Annotated in this window: 17 protein-coding genes and 1 tRNA gene; 16 read left to right on the top strand and 2 right to left on the bottom strand. The window is 36.6% G+C overall.

Going from position 1 to position 17,505, the window contains the following annotated elements; translation table 11 throughout:
- Positions 1-19: 19 nt before the first annotated feature.
- Positions 20-736 (bottom strand): trehalose operon repressor, encoded by a 717-nt coding sequence (gene treR, locus AB6B24_RS04880; protein ID WP_311802095.1) that lies wholly within the window; start codon positions 734-736, stop codon positions 20-22.
- A 110-nt stretch (positions 737-846) separates the two neighbouring features.
- Here treR and AB6B24_RS04875 point away from each other — a divergent pair, with 110 nt between their 5' ends.
- The 4 genes from AB6B24_RS04875 to pgmB all read left to right on the top strand — a co-directional run bounded on the left by AB6B24_RS04875 (position 847) and on the right by pgmB (position 6,222).
- Positions 847-1,332, top strand: coding sequence for a PTS glucose transporter subunit IIA (locus AB6B24_RS04875; protein WP_015425865.1), 486 nt, complete (start codon positions 847-849; stop codon positions 1,330-1,332).
- Positions 1,333-1,468: 136 nt separating this feature from the next.
- Complete coding sequence (locus AB6B24_RS04870) at positions 1,469-3,034, top strand: PTS transporter subunit EIIC (RefSeq protein WP_025016545.1); 1,566 nt, start codon at positions 1,469-1,471, stop codon at positions 3,032-3,034.
- Between the two features lie 67 nt (positions 3,035-3,101).
- Complete coding sequence (locus AB6B24_RS04865) at positions 3,102-5,411, top strand: glycoside hydrolase family 65 protein (RefSeq protein ID WP_311802094.1); 2,310 nt, start codon at positions 3,102-3,104, stop codon at positions 5,409-5,411.
- 145 nt (positions 5,412-5,556) lie between these two features.
- Positions 5,557-6,222, top strand: a complete 666-nt coding sequence (gene pgmB / locus AB6B24_RS04860; RefSeq protein ID WP_012897250.1) for a beta-phosphoglucomutase — start codon at positions 5,557-5,559, stop codon at positions 6,220-6,222.
- Positions 6,223-6,280: 58 nt separating this feature from the next.
- Here the strand turns inward: pgmB and AB6B24_RS04855 are convergent, their stop codons facing one another.
- A complete protein-coding gene (locus AB6B24_RS04855; RefSeq protein ID WP_003131528.1) occupies positions 6,281-7,048 on the bottom strand; it encodes an alpha/beta hydrolase in 768 nt (255 codons plus the stop codon).
- A 111-nt stretch (positions 7,049-7,159) separates the two neighbouring features.
- On the opposite strand from AB6B24_RS04855, the gene AB6B24_RS04850 reads away from it, so the two are divergent.
- From AB6B24_RS04850 to AB6B24_RS04795, 12 genes are all read left to right on the top strand, one after another.
- A complete protein-coding gene (locus tag AB6B24_RS04850; protein WP_017864144.1) occupies positions 7,160-7,855 on the top strand; it encodes an ATPase in 696 nt (231 codons plus the stop codon).
- Positions 7,856-8,044: 189 nt separating this feature from the next.
- Positions 8,045-8,509 carry a tRNA (adenosine(37)-N6)-threonylcarbamoyltransferase complex ATPase subunit type 1 TsaE gene (gene tsaE, locus AB6B24_RS04845; protein WP_015425869.1) on the top strand — a complete coding sequence of 155 codons (465 nt, stop codon included), beginning with the start codon at positions 8,045-8,047 and terminating at the stop codon, positions 8,507-8,509.
- Entirely contained in the window at positions 8,506-9,024 is a 519-nt protein-coding gene (locus AB6B24_RS04840; protein WP_311802091.1) for a GNAT family N-acetyltransferase, read from the top strand. Before tsaE ends, AB6B24_RS04840 begins: the two co-directional genes overlap by 4 nt.
- Positions 9,025-9,128: 104 nt before the next feature.
- On the top strand, positions 9,129-10,514 hold the full coding sequence (locus AB6B24_RS04835; RefSeq protein ID WP_058219179.1) for an LCP family protein: 1,386 nt from the start codon (positions 9,129-9,131) through the stop codon (positions 10,512-10,514).
- A gap of 78 nt (positions 10,515-10,592) precedes the next feature.
- Positions 10,593-10,666 (top strand) — tRNA-Arg (locus AB6B24_RS04830).
- A 148-nt stretch (positions 10,667-10,814) separates the two neighbouring features.
- On the top strand, positions 10,815-11,576 hold the full coding sequence (gene truA / locus AB6B24_RS04825; RefSeq protein ID WP_311802040.1) for a tRNA pseudouridine(38-40) synthase TruA: 762 nt from the start codon (positions 10,815-10,817) through the stop codon (positions 11,574-11,576).
- Positions 11,577-11,608: 32 nt separating this feature from the next.
- Positions 11,609-12,397, top strand: a complete 789-nt coding sequence (locus tag AB6B24_RS04820; protein WP_311802039.1) for a bifunctional hydroxymethylpyrimidine kinase/phosphomethylpyrimidine kinase — start codon at positions 11,609-11,611, stop codon at positions 12,395-12,397.
- Positions 12,398-12,436: 39 nt separating this feature from the next.
- Complete coding sequence (locus tag AB6B24_RS04815) at positions 12,437-12,937, top strand: ECF transporter S component (protein ID WP_003131521.1); 501 nt, start codon at positions 12,437-12,439, stop codon at positions 12,935-12,937.
- On the top strand, positions 12,918-13,460 hold the full coding sequence (locus AB6B24_RS04810) for a TIGR01440 family protein (protein WP_021464300.1): 543 nt from the start codon (positions 12,918-12,920) through the stop codon (positions 13,458-13,460). The genes AB6B24_RS04815 and AB6B24_RS04810 overlap by 20 nt, the downstream gene beginning before the upstream one ends.
- A complete protein-coding gene (locus tag AB6B24_RS04805) occupies positions 13,461-14,597 on the top strand; it encodes an alanine--glyoxylate aminotransferase family protein (protein WP_195935809.1) in 1,137 nt (378 codons plus the stop codon).
- 235 nt (positions 14,598-14,832) lie between these two features.
- Entirely contained in the window at positions 14,833-16,440 is a 1,608-nt protein-coding gene (locus AB6B24_RS04800) for a CTP synthase (RefSeq protein WP_003131516.1), read from the top strand.
- A gap of 139 nt (positions 16,441-16,579) precedes the next feature.
- Positions 16,580-17,494 carry an L-lactate dehydrogenase gene (locus AB6B24_RS04795; RefSeq protein WP_081213390.1) on the top strand — a complete coding sequence of 305 codons (915 nt, stop codon included), beginning with the start codon at positions 16,580-16,582 and terminating at the stop codon, positions 17,492-17,494.
- The last annotated feature ends 11 nt before the right edge of the window (positions 17,495-17,505 follow it).

Here is a 17,505-nt window from a genome sequence, read left to right as displayed (position 1 = left end):
CTTATTGGGAGAGCTTTTTTTATCTTTTTTGTCGTCTAGCGAATTCTGTGAAACGAAAGCGGTCGACTTGATGTCGAGATTCAGTATACTGAAAAAGAGTATTATCAGCAAGATAAACATGGGATTTGACAGAAACGACATGATGGTCTTTGGGATTTAAGTCAAGGTATTTAAAGTCATCTTCGCAAGCAAAATCAATCGTGACTTCCTTTTGAGCATAGGCAATGTCAAGCCCTAAATTATCTTCTAAGTAGTCATAGGTTGAAATTTTAGCATGTTCTGGAGTTAAACCTTCGGAATATTTTTCTAAAAATAGATCCCAATCTAAAATTGAAAACTTGCCATCTACTTTGCGCCTTCTGAGAATACTTATGGCGTGTTCCCCAACGGCAAAACCAGTTGTTTCTGAAATTTTAGGGTTAATTTCAAGTCTTTCAAAGCGAATGACCTCAGTTTCACTATGGAAACCCATAGAGGTTTGTAGTTCTTTGTATGAAGTTAAGCCAGAGATAGGGAAAAGGAGCCTATCATGAGCGAGGACAATGCTACCATAGCCATGTCGTCTTTGAATAAGCCCTTTCTCTTCTAAAATTTTTAAAGCCTGTCTGACTGTTGAACGACTGCTCTCGTAATTAACAGAGAGCTCATTTTCACTCGGAAGAATATCGTTCGTTTTATAGATATCGTTAAAAATCTTTTTTTCTAAATCTTGCAAAATCACTTCATATTTCTTCATACTTTATATTTTATCATAAAAATAATTGTTACCGCTTGCTGAAAACGTTTTTATATGATACAATGATTTTGTTAACTTGTACGTACAACTTCAAAAGATAGGAGATTCTTATGTTTGGAATAGGAAAAAAGAAAGAATTGAAAGACGATAAAGGGCTATATAATCCAGTTTCTGGAGAAGTTATTGAACTTTCAAAAGTAAACGATCCGGTATTTTCAAAGAAAATAATGGGTGATGGTTTTGCAGTTGAGCCCAAAGAAAATAAAATTTTTGCTCCAGTTTCTGCAAAAGTAACTTTGGTTCAGGGACATGCAATTGGTTTTAAACGTGCTGATGGCTTAGATATTCTTTTACATCTCGGTATTGATACAGTAGCTCTTAAAGGAGCACCATTTAAAATTAAAGTTAAAGTGGATGATATTGTTAATGGTGGTGATGAGCTAGGAACTGTTGATTGGGGGCAGATTGAAGCTGCTGGTTTGGATAAAACAACAATGGTTATTTTTACAAATACTAAAGATGTCCTATCTGGCTTTGAGGTTAAATATGGTTCAGCCAATGCACGTGATGAATTAGGTCAGGCAAGTGTTAAGTAAGTAAAAATATCAACCAATAAATTTATAGCGCAAAGATGACGAGAACTTTGGATATAGATTTTGTGACTATTAAACTCGTCAATTATTATTTTATATTATGAACTGCTTCATAGATAATGAAGCAAAAGGAGAACTTATGGCAAATTATTCACAACTTGCGACTGATATTATCGCAAATGTAGGTGGCGCTGAAAATGTCACAAAAGTTATTCATTGTATCACTCGTCTTCGTTTCACTTTAAAGGACAAAGATAAAGCCGATACAGCGGCAATTGAAGCCTTACCTGGTGTGGCAGGTGCCGTTTATAATTCAAACTTGAATCAATATCAAGTGGTTATTGGACAAGCGGTTGAGGATGTTTATGATGAAGTTGTTGAACAACTTGGTGATGCGGTAGTTGATGATGAGGCAACGGCACAAGCAGTAGCTGCAACAGCACCAGCTAATGGTAAAAAACAAAATCCGATTGTTCATGCTTTCCAAGTGGTCATTGGAACAATTACTGGGTCAATGATTCCTATTATTGGTTTACTTGCAGCTGGTGGGATGATTAATGGTTTACTTAGTATCTTTGTTAAGGGAAATCGCTTAATCGAAGTGATTGATCCTGCAAGTTCAACTTATGTCATTATTTCAACACTGGCAATGACGCCCTTTTACTTCTTACCTGTTTTGGTTGGTTTTTCAGCGGCAAAACAATTGGCACCTAAAGATACTGTTTTACAATTTATTGGTGCTGCAGTCGGCGGATTTATGATTAATCCAGGGATTACTAACTTGGTAAATGCGCATGTTGGAACGAATGCGGCAGGTAAAAATGTTGTTGTTGAAGCAGCTGCTCCTGTTGCAAATTTCCTTGGAGTAACTTTTAATACAAGTTATTTTGGAATCCCCGTTGCTTTGCCAAGCTATGCTTATACCATTTTCCCAATCATTGTAGCCGTGGCAATTGCTAAACCACTGAATGCTTGGTTGAAAAAAGTTTTACCACTTGCCTTGCGTCCAATTTTCCAACCAATGATTACTTTCTTTATTACCGCATCAATTGTTTTACTTTTGGTAGGTCCAGTTATTTCTACAATTTCTTCTGGATTGTCATTTGTGATTGATCATATCTTGTCATTGAATTTAGGAATTGCAAGTATCATCGTTGGTGGTTTGTATCAATGTTTGGTTATCTTTGGGTTGCACTGGTTGGTTGTTCCACTTATTTCACAAGAATTGGCGGCTACTGGAGCAAGTTCACTCAATATGATTGTTTCTTTCACAATGCTCGCTCAAGGGGTTGGTGCCTTGACTGTCTTCTTTAAATCTAAAAAAGCAGACCTTAAAGGACTTTCTGCTCCAGCAGCAATTTCAGCCTTTTGTGGGGTAACTGAACCGGCAATGTATGGGATTAATTTGAAATATGTGCGTGTCTTTATCATGTCTTCAATTGGTGCCGCGATTGGTGCAGGTGTTGCTGGATTTGGCGGATTACAAATGTTTGGATTCTCAGGTTCTTTGATTGGTTTCCCTAACTTCATTTCTAATCCTTTGACACATCACGCTCCTGCGGGTAACTTGATGCTCTTCTGGATCGCGACTGCGGTATGTGCGGTTGCAACTTTCCTATTGGTTTGGTTCTTTGGTTATAAAGATACAGATGTAATGGGAGAAGGCGTTGAACAAAAAAATGCATTTAAAGATGCAGTTAAATAATTAATAAACTCAGTTGGAGGCAGTGCTGATAAATTCTGCTTCCTTTAGTTTTATATGAGGGGGAAAAATGACTGAAAAAGATTGGATAATCCAATATGATAAAAAAGAAGTAGGGAAACGTTCTTATGGTCAAGAATCTTTAATGTCATTGGGAAATGGTTATTTAGGGCTTCGAGGTGCGCCTTTATGGTCAACTTGTTCTGACAATCATTATCCTGGTTTGTACGTAGCTGGTGTCTTCAACCGGACGAGTACAGAAGTCGCAGGACATGATGTCATTAATGAAGATATGGTAAATTGGCCAAATCCTCAATTAATAAAAGTATATATTGATGGTGAATTGGTTGATTTTGAAGCGGCAGTTGAAAAGCAAGCTACAATTGATTTTAAAAATGCTTTGCAAATTGAACGTTATCAGGTGAAATTGGCCAAAGGAAATTTGACTTTAGTAACAACAAAGTTTGTAGATCCGATTAATTTTCATGATTTTGGTTTTGTTGGTGAAATTATTGCTGACTTCTCTTGTAAATTAAGAATTGAAACTTTTACTGATGGCTCAGTTTTAAATCAAAATGTTGAACGTTATCGGGCTTTTGATAGTAAAGAATTTGAAGTAACAAAAATTTCCAAAGGACTTTTGGTTGCTAAAACAAGAACAAGTGAAATTGAACTTGCAATTGCTTCTAAATCATTTTTGAATGGATTGGCTTTCCAAAAGATAGATTCTGAGAATGATGAGATTTTAGCAGAAGCAATCGAAATTGACTTACAAAAGAATCAAGAAGTTCAGTTTGACAAAACGATTGTCATTGCAAGTTCTTATGAAAGTAAAAATCCTGTTGAGTTTGTACTGACAGAGCTGTCAGCAACTTCTGTCAGTAAAATTCAAGAAAATAATGCGAATTATTGGGAAAAAGTTTGGTCAGATGCCGATATTGTTATCGAATCAGACCATGAAGATTTACAAAGAATGGTCAGAATGAACATTTTCCATATTCGTCAAGCGGCACAGCATGGTGCTAACCAGTTTTTAGATGCATCAGTAGGTTCACGTGGCTTGACTGGTGAAGGCTATCGAGGCCATATCTTTTGGGATGAAATTTTTGTTCTTCCTTACTATGCGGCTAATGAGCCAGAAACGGCGCGTGATTTGCTCTTGTACCGAATCAATCGATTGACCGCAGCGCAGGAAAATGCGAAGGTTGATGGAGAAAAAGGAGCTATGTTTCCTTGGCAGTCCGGCTTAATTGGTGATGAACAATCGCAATTTGTTCATTTGAACACAGTAAATAATGAATGGGAACCAGATAATAGCCGGCGTCAAAGGCATGTTAGTTTAGCCATTGTATATAATTTATGGATTTACTCACAACTGACAGAAGATGAAAGCATTTTGACTGACGGTGGTTTAGATTTAATCATTGAAACGACAAAGTTTTGGTTAAATAAAGCCGAATTAGGAGATGACGGCCGTTATCATATTGATGGGGTCATGGGACCTGATGAATATCATGAGGCCTATCCTGGGCAAGAAGGGGGAATCTGTGATAATGCCTATACTAATTTAATGCTCACTTGGCAATTAAATTGGCTGACAGAATTATCAGAAAAAGGATTTGAAATTCCTAAGGAATTACTTGAAAAAGCTCAAAAAGTTCGGAAAAAACTGTATCTAGATATTGATGAAAATGGTGTGATTGCGCAATATGCTAAATATTTTGAGCTTAAGGAAGTCGACTTTGCAGCTTATGAAGCAAAATATGGGGATATTCATCGCATTGACCGTTTGATGAAGGCCGAAGGCATTTCGCCTGACGAATATCAAGTGGCTAAACAGGCTGATACGCTGATGTTAATCTACAATTTGGGTCAGGAGCATGTGACTAAGTTGGTCAAACAATTGGCTTATGAGTTGCCCGAAAATTGGTTGAAAGTCAACCGTGATTATTATCTTGCTAGGACTGTTCACGGTTCAACGACTTCACGTCCGGTTTTTGCTGGGATTGATGTGATATTAGGGGATTTTGATGAAGCGTTGGATTTCTTGATTACAGCAATTGGCAGTGATTATTATGATATTCAAGGGGGAACAACGGCCGAAGGGGTTCATATTGGGGTCATGGGCGAAACGCTCGAGGTGATTCAAAATGAATTTGCTGGTCTGAGTCTGCGAGATGGCCAATTTGCAATTGCTCCTTATTTACCAAAAAGCTGGACAAAATTGAAATTTAGTCAAATTTTTAGAGGAACTAAAGTTGAAATTTTGATTGAAAATGGACAATTATTACTGACAGCGTCGGCGGATTTACTGACCAAAGTTTATGATGATGAGGTTCAATTAAAAGCCGGAGTGCAGACGAAATTTGATTTAAAATAAATGGTTTTACTCTTAATAAAGTTTTGATACAAGGATTTACAATTATTTTTTAATAAAAAAGTTACTGACAGAATTTCTGTCAGTAATTTTGGAAAGTCATTGCTTAAAAATATATTTTTAAAATGACGAGAAAGAAGGTAAAAAGATGTTTAAAGCAGTATTGTTTGATTTAGATGGTGTAATTACAGATACCGCAGAGTATCATTTTAGAGCTTGGAAAGCTTTGGCTGAAGAAATTGGCATTAATGGTGTTGACCGCCAATTTAATGAGCAATTAAAAGGGGTCTCACGAGAAGACTCGCTTCAGAAAATTCTAGATTTAGCTGATAAAAAAGTATCAGCTGAGGAATTTAAAGAACTTGCTAAGAGAAAAAATGATAACTATGTGAAAATGATTCAGGATGTGTCGCCAGCCGATGTCTATCCTGGAATTTTACAATTACTCAAAGATTTACGTTCAAATAAAATCAAAATTGCTTTAGCGTCGGCTTCTAAGAATGGTCCATTTTTATTAGAGAGAATGAATTTAACTGGATATTTTGATGCAATTGCTGATCCGGCTGAAGTTGCAGCATCAAAACCAGCACCAGATATTTTTATTGCAGCAGCACATGCAGTGGGTGTTGCACCCTCTGAATCAATTGGGTTAGAGGATTCTCAAGCTGGAATTCAAGCCATCAAAGATTCAGGGGCTTTACCAATTGGTGTAGGGCGCCCAGAAGATTTGGGAGATGATATCGTCATTGTGCCTGATACTTCACACTATACATTAGAATTTTTGAAAGAAGTTTGGCTTCAAAAGCAAAAATGATTCGTAATTAATAAATTAGATAAAACCAATAAAAAAATACCACTTTTGAGTGGTATTTTTAATTTTTGATTTGTCTTTCCAACCAATCAGAAGCCCAAGAAACCCAGCGATGCACTGACGGAAGACAATAGGCATCAGAAGGAGCGGTTGTCCGATTAGCCAAAGAGACACCATGAGGTCCAGATTCAAAAAAGTGAGCTTCAAAAGGAACTTGATGTTTTGAGAGTCGATCACAATATTTAAGGCTGTTATAGATAGGAACACCTTCATCATCAGCCGTATGCCAGATAAAGGTTGGAGGAGTTGAGGAAGTGACTTTTTCCGAAATATTATATTCTGAGATATTTTCAATTTCAAAATTAAAATGTGACAAATCACTAGGCCAACCAAAAGTGAAGGAAGTTACTGGATAGCAGAGAATAACTCCTTTTGGTCGATGGATTTGTTCAGAATTACCATACCAAGCGGCCAGATGTCCTCCGGCAGAACAACCAAGTAAGAAAACTTGCTCAGGATTGATTTGCCATTCTTTATGATTTTGATGAATCAGAGAAAAAACAGCTTGAACTTCTTCAAGATTTTGTGATAAAAAGTTATAGTTTGTTCCTTTGTTCATCACGGTGTAATTAAGGAGAAGCACTTGATAACCTTGGGCGAGAAAAGCTAAGGCAAGAGGGTCAGATTCTCTTTGTGAAATATGTTGATAACCACCACCAGGGCAGATAATAATAGCAGGAAAAGTATAATTTTCGTTTTGACGAGGATTTTGGAGCTGATAAAAATCAACCCATGCAGTATCATTTAAAGAAAACGTTGATTTATTCATAAGTTTATTGTACCAAAAAAGGGTTGAAAGAAATATCAAAATACCTCGTTGTTTATTTATTACATTAATAAATTTTAAGTTCGTTTAAGAAAACTATCATAGAATTTGATTATGAAGAAAATTATTTATAGTATAGGTCTGATATCCTTGCTTAATTTTGGAACGATTGCTTATGGAGAAACGGCAACCGGGACTTCAGCAAGTTCAGGAGATGCAACAGCTCAAAGCTCAACAGGGACTTCAAGTACCTCAAATTCAGCAAGTTCAGCTAGCAGTAGTTCGCAAAATACAAGTTCCTCTGAAGGAACGAATTCGACAAGTCAAAATCAAACACAAACAAGTACAACTGCTCAAAATCAGACAGATAATGTTGGGCAAAATCAAACGCCTCCGGTAGTAGAAAATCGAGACAGTTCAACAGATAAAAATTCTGGCAGTCAAAAAGAAACTAAAAATTCAACCACAATTATTAATGAAACCGTCAACAATAATGCAAAAGGGAACAATATTCTTTTGATGACATTGACCAGTTTGTCAGCATCAGTCACAATCATTGGGGGAATTATTGCCTTTGTGCGTCATTTGCGTGGCCGTGGCAAGAAGAAAAATCCTGTCAGTAAGGCACAAGTTTCTAAAAATGGGAAAACTCCTTCAAATTCAATGACAGCTGAGCCATCAGTAAGTTCTAAAAAAACGCCAAATGAAGAAAAAGTACTGACAGAAACTCAGCAAATTAATATGCAGGCGGATGAATTGCTCAAAAATCATAAAAAACAACAAAAAGAATATCGTCGCAGAAGAAGATAAAAAGCCATTTAAGGTTTTTTATTTTGCCCAAATTTTTGAAAAACTGTCAGTAAAATTTACTGACAGCTTTTATTTTAAAGACTGTGATAATGAAGGAGATAAACTTTTTGAAGTGGCAACACTGGAATTTTCTAAGGTTTGACTATTTTTAGATTCATCAGTTGCAAACGTTAGATAGTGTCTTAGGGGATGTGTTATAATAAAATCATGAAATTTAACGAAGAAGAAATGTTACAATTTGCACAAAAATTGGGAAGAAAATTAGAGGCTCAAGATGTTATTGTTTTAACTGGCGAGCTTGGGGCTGGAAAAACAACTTTTACCAAAGGCTTGGCTTTAGGCTTAGATATTCATCAAATGGTTAAAAGTCCGACTTATACAATTGTCAGAAGTCTGGAAGGACGTTTGCCACTCCATCATATGGATGTTTATCGCATTGGTGATGACCCAGATAGTTTTGATTTAGATGATTATTTATTCGGTGATGGGGTTTCGGTCATTGAATGGGGCGAAATGTTAGGCGATGATTTGCCAGAAAATTATCTGGAAGTCATTTTTGATAAGTATTCTAAAGATTTGGTCAACGATCAAGAGCGTGAAATTATTTTGAAACCACATGGAAAAAGATATGAGGAGCTCGTTAATAACCTATGACTACAGAGCTAATTGTTAGAGAAGCAAATGGCGCCGACAGTTCTAGAGTCATTGAATTTCTCAATAAGGTTGGAACAGAAAGTAATTTTTTGACCATTGATGAAGTAGGAATTTTAATCTCTGAAGCAGAAATGACGGACTTTTTAAATCAACAAGCTGAGAAAGATAATAATGCTTATTTTCTTGCATTCGTTGGTGATGAAATTGCTGGTATTTTGCATTTGACGGCGGATTATCATTATCGAGTACGTCATATTGCGGAACTTTTTATCGCTGTGTCAGAAGATTATCAAGGCTATGGCATTGGGACGATTCTACTAGAAGATGCACTTGAGTGGGTAGAAGAAGTTGGAACAATCAAACGTTTGGAATTAACTGTCCAAGCACGTAATAAAAAAGCACGTCATCTTTATGAAAAGTTTGATTTTGAATTAGAAAATGTCAAAAAATGGGGCGCCCGAGATGAAAAGGGGCAATTAATTGATGTTTGCGAATATGTTTTATTTTTTGACTAATAGTTGACCCTTTTGTCAGTAAAATTAAATATAATTAAAGAAAAATTAAAATCTAATTTTTCTTTTTTTGTTGTGAAAAATCAGAATTTTGATATAATGCTAATATGAAGCTTTGGATAAAAACACTTCTCATGCTTGGAAGTATTATTTTAGTAACGGCAATTGCTGCAGGCGGATATACATTAACCGTTCTGAACAGTACAACAAAAGCCTTTAAAATGACTTACACTAATGCTGGGAATAAAAAGACAGAACAAGTCATTCAGGCAACTGAACCTCTAACAATCCTACTTATGGGGGTTGACACAGGAGGCGAAGGGCGTGGAACTTCCGATTCATGGAATGGGAATTCTGACTCACAAATTCTGATGACGCTTAATCCTAAAACGCACACGACAACAATGGTTTCAATTGAACGTGATACGATGACTAACATTTTAGATGCTGACGGAAACATTGTTTCTAAGCAAAAAATGAATGCAGCATATCCCTTAGGTTATAACTCAGGGTCATCTTCTGACGGTTTAAAAAATGCTGTAAGTTATGCCATGAAAACTATTAGTGCTCAGACTGGTATTAATATTGACAGTTTTGCAACAGTCAATTTTGATGGGCTAGTCAATATGGTTGATAATGTTGGTGGGATTGATATTAACAATACCACAGGTCAAACCCTCTATATTTCAGATACAGAGCCGCAATATACTGCGAAAGTTCCACCTGGAAAACAACATATTAATGGTGACCAAGCCTTAGTTTATACCCGTGACCGACATCATTTACCAAATGGTGACTATGGTCGGGCGGCTCACCAACGTGAAGTCATTGCAGCACTCATGAAGAAAATTTTAGCCTTAGATAATATCACTCGCTATGAACAATTTTTGAATGAAGCCTCAAAAGATTTTAGAACTAATATCCCAATTAATGCCTCAACAATTACTTCATTACTAGGTTATAAAGATTGCTTTAACAAAGTAGTTTCTATTCAATATGAAGGCGTTGGTGAAATGGTTGATGGTGCTTCTTATCAATTTATGCCAACAGATATTTATCTCGCGATGCAAAATATCATGAAGAAATCGCTTGATGAATCAACAGTGACCACTTTGCCAAGCAGTTTGATTACTTATGAATCAGTTTTTGGCTCAGGAACAACACCTTTTTATTATCTTCCGTCAGCTACTGTAACTGAAAAAGGGAAATCAACGGTGACTTATGGTGTTGATACGCAAGGAAATCTTGTTTCTTTGAATTCTAAAAATTCAGGGAATTATGTTTCGACAAGTGGTGGCTCAGTTCAATCAGATTCAAGTTCAGGCTCCTCTAGCTCAGCAAGCGATTCCACGGCAACATCGAGTTCTGATTCTACTTATCAACAAGATAATACTTACAATGATGGCTATAATAATAGTAATGATAGTACAACATCTAGCTATGGAACAGATGATACAAACACAGGAAACTATGGCTACGGTACAAGTCAATAATTGAAAAAAATAAGAGAATATGATAAACTTGTTTCTGTCAGTAATTTTAGCTTAAAAATTTACTGACAGAAACAATTTGGTCCGATAGCTCAGCTGGATAGAGCATTCGCCTTCTAAGCGAACGGTCGAGGGTTCGAATCCCCCTCGGATCATGGTGCCAAACCTCGTCCCACCTTCGTAGTGGGGCATTTTTTTATACTTTTTTACGAAAAGCAATTTAAAAGATACATATTAAAAAAGGATAAACCATTATAAAAAAAGAAAATAAAGTCCTAATAAAAATTGTGCTATAATAGAAAAATGACAAGATACAAAGCCACAATAGCCTATGATGGCACAGATTTTGCAGGTTTTCAAAGCCAAACAAATCAAAGAACAGTTCAAAAAGAAATTGAAAAAATACTGACGAAGTTAAATTCTTTTGAGCCAGTTATTTTACAAGGCTCAGGCCGAACAGATTCTGGAGTTCATGCTTTTGGTCAAGTCATTCATTTTGATTTAAAGGGTAAAGTTCGTGATTTGGAACGTCTGCGATTTGGTTTAGACACTCAAACCCCAGCAGATATTGCAGTAAAAAAAGTGGAACTTGTCCCAGATGATTGGCATGCAAGATATCAAAAGCATGAAAAAACCTATGAGTATTATCTAGAAAATTCAATTACACGAAGTCCATTTCAAAGACGTTCTAAAGCCTATTTTCGCTATCCACTTAATTTTGAGCGGATGCAAGAAGCAATGTCAAAGTTGGTTGGAGAACATGATTTTACAGGTTTTACAGCATCGGGTTCATCAGTTGATGACAAAGTAAGAACGATTTATCAGGCAGAAATTATCCGTCTTGACGAAGAAAATTTCAAATTTATTTTTCGTGGCAATGGCTTTTTGTATAAACAAGTGCGAAACATGGTTGGAACAGTCATTAAAATTGGTAATGACCGAATGCCTGTCAGCCAAATAGATAAAATATTGACCTCTAAAAATAGAGATTTTGCAGGACCAACAGCAGCACCTGAAGGTTTATATTTGAAAGAAGTCAAATATGCGGAAAATACTGACATCTAAAAGATACTGTCAGTAAAATTAATGGAGAGAAGATGCCAAAGAATTTAAATGAAAGCAAAAAAATTCTAACAATTGCAGGTTCAGATATCCTATCCGGAGGCGGGATGCAAGCTGATTTAGCGACTTTTGCAGCCAATGGACTTTATGGCTTTTGTGCCTTAACAAGCATTGTAACTGTCAAAGAAGATAAATTTTTTGTTCATCCAGTAGAAAAAGAACTCTTTCAAGAAGAGTTGGAAAGTTTAAGCGATGTGGACTTTTCAGCCATAAAAATAGGACTATTACCCAATAAAGAAATACTTGAACTGACCAAAAACTGGCTGACAGCTCTGTCAGTGAAATCTGATACTCCAATTATATTAGACCCAGTCATTGTTTTTAAAGAAAATGCTGACTATTCGGTCAATGAAATGCGTGACCTTTTCATCAGCCAACTCTTTCCTTTGGTGACTGTAATTACCCCGAATCTCAAAGAAGCAGAAATACTGACAGGGCTGTCAGTAAAAAGTAAATCAGAGATGAAAGAAGCAGCCAAACTTTTGCATGATTTTGGAGCAAAAAATGTCGTCATCAAAGGAGGAAATCGCTTTGACCAAAAACAAGCCATTGACCTTGCTTATGATGGAAAAGCTTTTTATGAATTATCAAGCCCGATTATAGAAAATAATAACAACGGAGCAGGTTGTACCTTTGCTTCATCAATTGCGGCCAATATGGCTTATAATCACCCCTTTAAAGATTCAGTCAAGAATGCAAAAGACTTCGTTTATCAAGCCATTCAAAATGCAAATGAATATGGTGTTTTTCAAAATAAAAAATAAATTTCCAAAAGTAAACCAAACTTCTAGGAAAAGTAGGAGATGAAACTCATGGACAACAGAAATATCAAAAAATTAACTTTACTTGCGATTTGGACAGCAGTCACTTTTGTTCTAGGTCGCCTATTTACCTTCCCTATTCCAGGTTCAGCCGGTAATATATTAACCCTTTTGGATGTCGGAATTTATACAGCAGTCTTTCTGTTTGGTAAACGAGAGGCGGCAATAATTGGGGGCTTTGCAGCCTTTCTACTTGATTTGACTGCAGGCTACAGTAACTACATGTTTTTCAGCTTAATTATTCATGGCGGGCAAGGCTATCTCGCAGGATTGACAAGATACAAATGGCTTAACTTTTTGCTCAGTCTTGTCTTTATGGTTGGAGGATATTTTATTGTTGGTGGATTAATGTATGGCTGGGGTTCAGCCATTGCGGGACTTTGGGTAAATATTATTCAAGTTGTGGTTGGCTTTGCTTTAGCAAAAGTCTTGAGCCCGCTCATTGAAAGGACAGGTATTTTAAATGGATTTAGAAAAGCTTAAAAAAGACACGCAAGTCATTATCGATGATGTCATAAAACAAACAGAAATTAAAGCTGGTCAAGTCTTTGTTCTTGGTTTATCTTCATCAGAAGTAAATGGTGGTTTAATTGGCCATGCCAGTTCTAGTGAAATCGGTCAGGTCATTGTTTCTGTCATACACAAGACATTGTCAGACAAAGGAATTTATCTGGCGGTCCAAGCATGTGAACATCTTAATCGTGCCTTACTCATTGAAGAGGAATTAGCCGAAAAAAAAGACTGGGAAATCGTTTCTGTGATTCCGCAACTCCACGCTGGTGGAAGTGGTCAAGTTGCCGCCTACCAACTCTTTAAATCTCCAGTTGAGGTAGAACATATTGTTGCCAACGCCGGTTTAGATATTGGTGATACTAGTATCGGAATGCACGTAAAACACGTCCAAATTCCCATCCGTCCAATTTTAAGAGAACTTGGTGGTGCACATGTAACAGCTCTTAAATCACGTCCTAAACTCATTGGTGGAGAACGTGCGAGGTACAAATAAATGAAAGAGATGTTAATCATGACCCCAGGTCCGACTGAGGTGGCTGAAAATGTTCGATTAGCAAGAGCAAAGGCAACAACGAATCCGGATATTGATTTAGCCTTTTATGACTTTTACAAAAAAACTTGTAGTAAACTTGCTCAATTTTTAAAAACCAAAAACGATGTCAGAGTTTTAGCTGGTGAAGGAATTTTAGGATTGGAAGCGGCTTGTGCTTCTTTAACCGAAAAAGGTGACCGCGTACTTGTGCTTGATAATGGTATTTTTGGTCATGGCTTTAGTGATTTCATTGAGCTTTACGGGGGTGAAGCAATTCTACTGGAGAGTTCAGAAAAAGAAGCATTTTCCTTAGAAATTCTAGAAAAATTTTTAGAAAAAGACCATGACTTTAAATATGCAACAGTCGTTCATTGTGATACACCCTCAGGCGTCTTAAATGACCTCTCAAGCATTTGTCCTCTCTTAAAAAAATATGGAATTCTAACCGTTGTTGATTCGGTTGCGGCGATGGGTGGTGAAGATTTACAAGTTGATAAGTGGCAAATTGACATCGCTCTTGGTGGTTCTCAAAAAGTGATTTCAGCTCCACCAGGCTTAACAATTGCATCTATTTCAACAGTAGCTTATCAAGCGATGACAGAGAGAAAAAGCCCCATCGCAAGTTTTTATTGTAATCTCCTTACTTTTAAAGATTATTATGAAAAAAAATGGTTTCCATATACCATGCCAATTTCTGATATCTATGGATTAGACCAAGCGATAGATAATCTTCTTGCCGACCAAGAAATTTTGAAACGTCATGCGATGATTGGTCATGCGACAAGACAAGCAATTGAAAATTCTCCTTTGGAACTTTATTTGCAGAATGGCTATTCAAACACCGTTTCTGTTATTAAAGTGCCAGAAGGTCTGAATGATCAAGAAATCTTAAGGAAAATGCGAGAGAACTATCGAGTGATGATCACAGGATCATTTGATCATTTGGCAGGTAAAGTTTTAAGAATTGGGCACATGGGAGAGAATGCGAGACCAAATAAAGTGGCTTACAGTCTATATGCGCTTCAAAAAGTATTAGAAGATTTTGGTATTGCATTTAAAAATAATTTACAAGAAGATTTTTTAGAAGCTCTTAATTGAAAAAGAAGTGAAGCTTATAGATTCTAATACAAATAAAAAGAAAAAATCTGATATTACAATGGTTCATGAAAAATTAAAAAACAGACTTTTGACAAAAAAGGAAAAATCAGATATAATTATTTTCGGGCACTGGTTTTTTATTATAAAAAATCAGTAACGGTAGGCTCCCCTCTGGGGAGCTGTTTTTGTTTTTCCCAGTTATTTCTGTTTTGTAAAAAGATTAGAGGAGATTTAGATGTCAACTAAGTATATTTTCGTCACTGGTGGTGGTACTTCGTCAATGGGTAAAGGGATCGTAGCGGCATCGCTCGGTCGTTTGCTTAAAAATCGTGGGCTTAAAGTCACTGTCCAAAAATTTGACCCATACCTTAACATCGACCCAGGGACAATGAGCCCTTATCAACATGGTGAAGTCTTTGTTACTGATGATGGTGCTGAAACTGACCTTGACCTTGGTCACTATGAACGTTTCATTGACATCAATTTAAATAAATATTCAAATGTTACTTCCGGTAAAGTTTACAGTGAGATTCTTCGTAAAGAACGTAAAGGAGAATATCTCGGAGCAACTGTCCAAATGGTACCGCATGTGACTAACATGTTGAAAGAAAAAATTAAACGTGCAGCAACAACAACTGATGCAGATATCATTATCACAGAAGTTGGTGGAACAGTTGGCGATATGGAAAGCTTGCCATTTATTGAAGCTTTACGCCAAATGAAGGCCGAAGTTGGTGCTGACAACGTCATGTACATTCACACTGTTCCAATTCTTCACTTGCGTGCTGCTGGAGAATTGAAAACTAAAATCGCCCAAAATGCGACTAAGACACTTCGTGAATATGGTATCCAAGCTAACATGCTCGTATTACGTAGTGAAGTTCCAATCACGACAGAAATGCGTGATAAAATTGCGATGTTCTGTGACGTAGCACCAGAAGCAGTCATTCAATCGCTTGATGTTGAACATTTATACCAAATTCCATTGAACCTTCAAGCACAAAATATGGACCAAATCGTTTGTGACCATTTAAAACTTGATGCACCAAAAGCAGATATGACAGAATGGTCAGCAATGGTTGACCATGTCATGAACCTCAAGAAAAAAGTAAAAATTGCTTTGGTTGGTAAATACGTAGAATTACCAGATGCTTATATTTCAGTGACTGAAGCGCTTAAACATGCAGGTTATTCATCTGATGCCGAAGTTGATATTAACTGGGTTAATGCTAATGATGTAACTGATGAAAATGTTGCTGAACTTGTTGGTGATGCTGCAGGGATTATTGTTCCTGGAGGATTTGGTCATCGTGGCACAGAAGGTAAGATTGCAGCCATTAAATATGCGCGTGAAAATGACGTTCCAATGCTTGGAATCTGTCTTGGAATGCAATTGACAGCAGTTGAATTCGCTCGTAATGTTCTTGGACTTGAAGGAGCTCATTCATTTGAATTAGACCCTGAAACAAAATATCCAGTCATTGACATTATGCGTGACCAAGTTGATGTTGAAGACATGGGTGGAACACTACGCCTTGGACTTTACCCAGCTAAATTGAAAAATGGCTCACGCGCTAAAGCAGCCTACAATGATGCTGAAGTGGTTCAACGTCGCCACCGTCACCGTTATGAATTCAATAACAAATTCCGTGAAGACTTTGAAAAAGCTGGTTTCGTATTCTCAGGAGTTTCACCAGATAACCGTTTGGTTGAAATCGTTGAACTTTCTGATAAAAAATTCTTCGTGGCATGTCAATATCATCCAGAATTGCAATCACGTCCAAACCGTCCAGAAGAACTCTACACAGAATTTATTCGTGTAGCGGTTGAAAATAGTAAATAATATAGGCTAAAAAACCTCCGAGATTAGGAGGCTTTTTATTTGTTTTAAATAATCAGAATATTTAAAATATAGCTTGTTTTCCCATACTTTTTGTATTATAATAGATTCAATTTAAATCTGAAGAAAAAGGGGTGAAAAGATGCGTAAAGTAGGTCTAATTGGTTGTGGTCATGTTGGAGCAACGGTGGCTCTTGATATTGTTCAAGGAGGTCTTGTAGATGAGTTGGTCATTATTGATAAAAAAAGAGAAAAAGCTGAAGCAGAGGTTCTAGACCTGCTAGATGCCCTTTCTCTTTTGCCGTTCTATGTCAAAATTTATGTTGGAGAATATACTGATTTAGTAAATGCCGATATCATTTTATCGACCTTAGGCCATATTGAACTAATTAAACCTGGCGGAGACCGTTTTACAGAATTAAAAGCAAATATTCCAGAAATTAAAGAAGTTTCTGAGCAATTAAATAGGATTAATTTCAAAGGAATTCTGATTGCAACAACTAATCCAAATGATGTGATTGTCAATCTCTATTCTCAATTACTGAACCTCCCGCAAAGTCATATTATTGGAACGGGAACATATTTAGATACTGCAAGAATGAAAGCACAAGTAAGTAAAGCATTAAAGATTGATGGGCGGGCTATTGAAGGATATGTCCTTGGAGAACATGGAAACTCACAATTTACCGCTTGGTCAACGGTCAGAGTTGGGGGACAATCTTTTTTAGAGATTGCTAAAGAAAAAAATCTAGATTTAGAAGACCTAGAAGAAAAAGCGCGTCAAGGAGGCTTTGCTGTCTTTAATACGAAAGGTTATACTAATGTTGCCATAGCTGCAGCAACAGTATCTCTGATGAATCTGGTGCTTTCTGATGCTAAAAGTATTGCTATCTGTTCACATTATGATGAAAAGTTTAAATCCTATATTTCTACCCCTGCTTTGATTGGTAAAGAGGGAGTAGAGGCCCTTGTAAAACTTCCCTTAACCTTTGAAGAAGAAGTAAAGCTCAAACAATCAGTCTGTGAAATTCAGGAAAAAATAGATTATTTTAGTTAAAAAAAGAGCCT

It is taken from the genome of Lactococcus sp. AK05 (assembly GCF_041026685.1).
In the GTDB taxonomy this organism is placed as follows: domain Bacteria; phylum Bacillota; class Bacilli; order Lactobacillales; family Streptococcaceae; genus Lactococcus; species Lactococcus lactis.
This window is presented reverse-complemented; position numbering and strand designations above follow the sequence as displayed.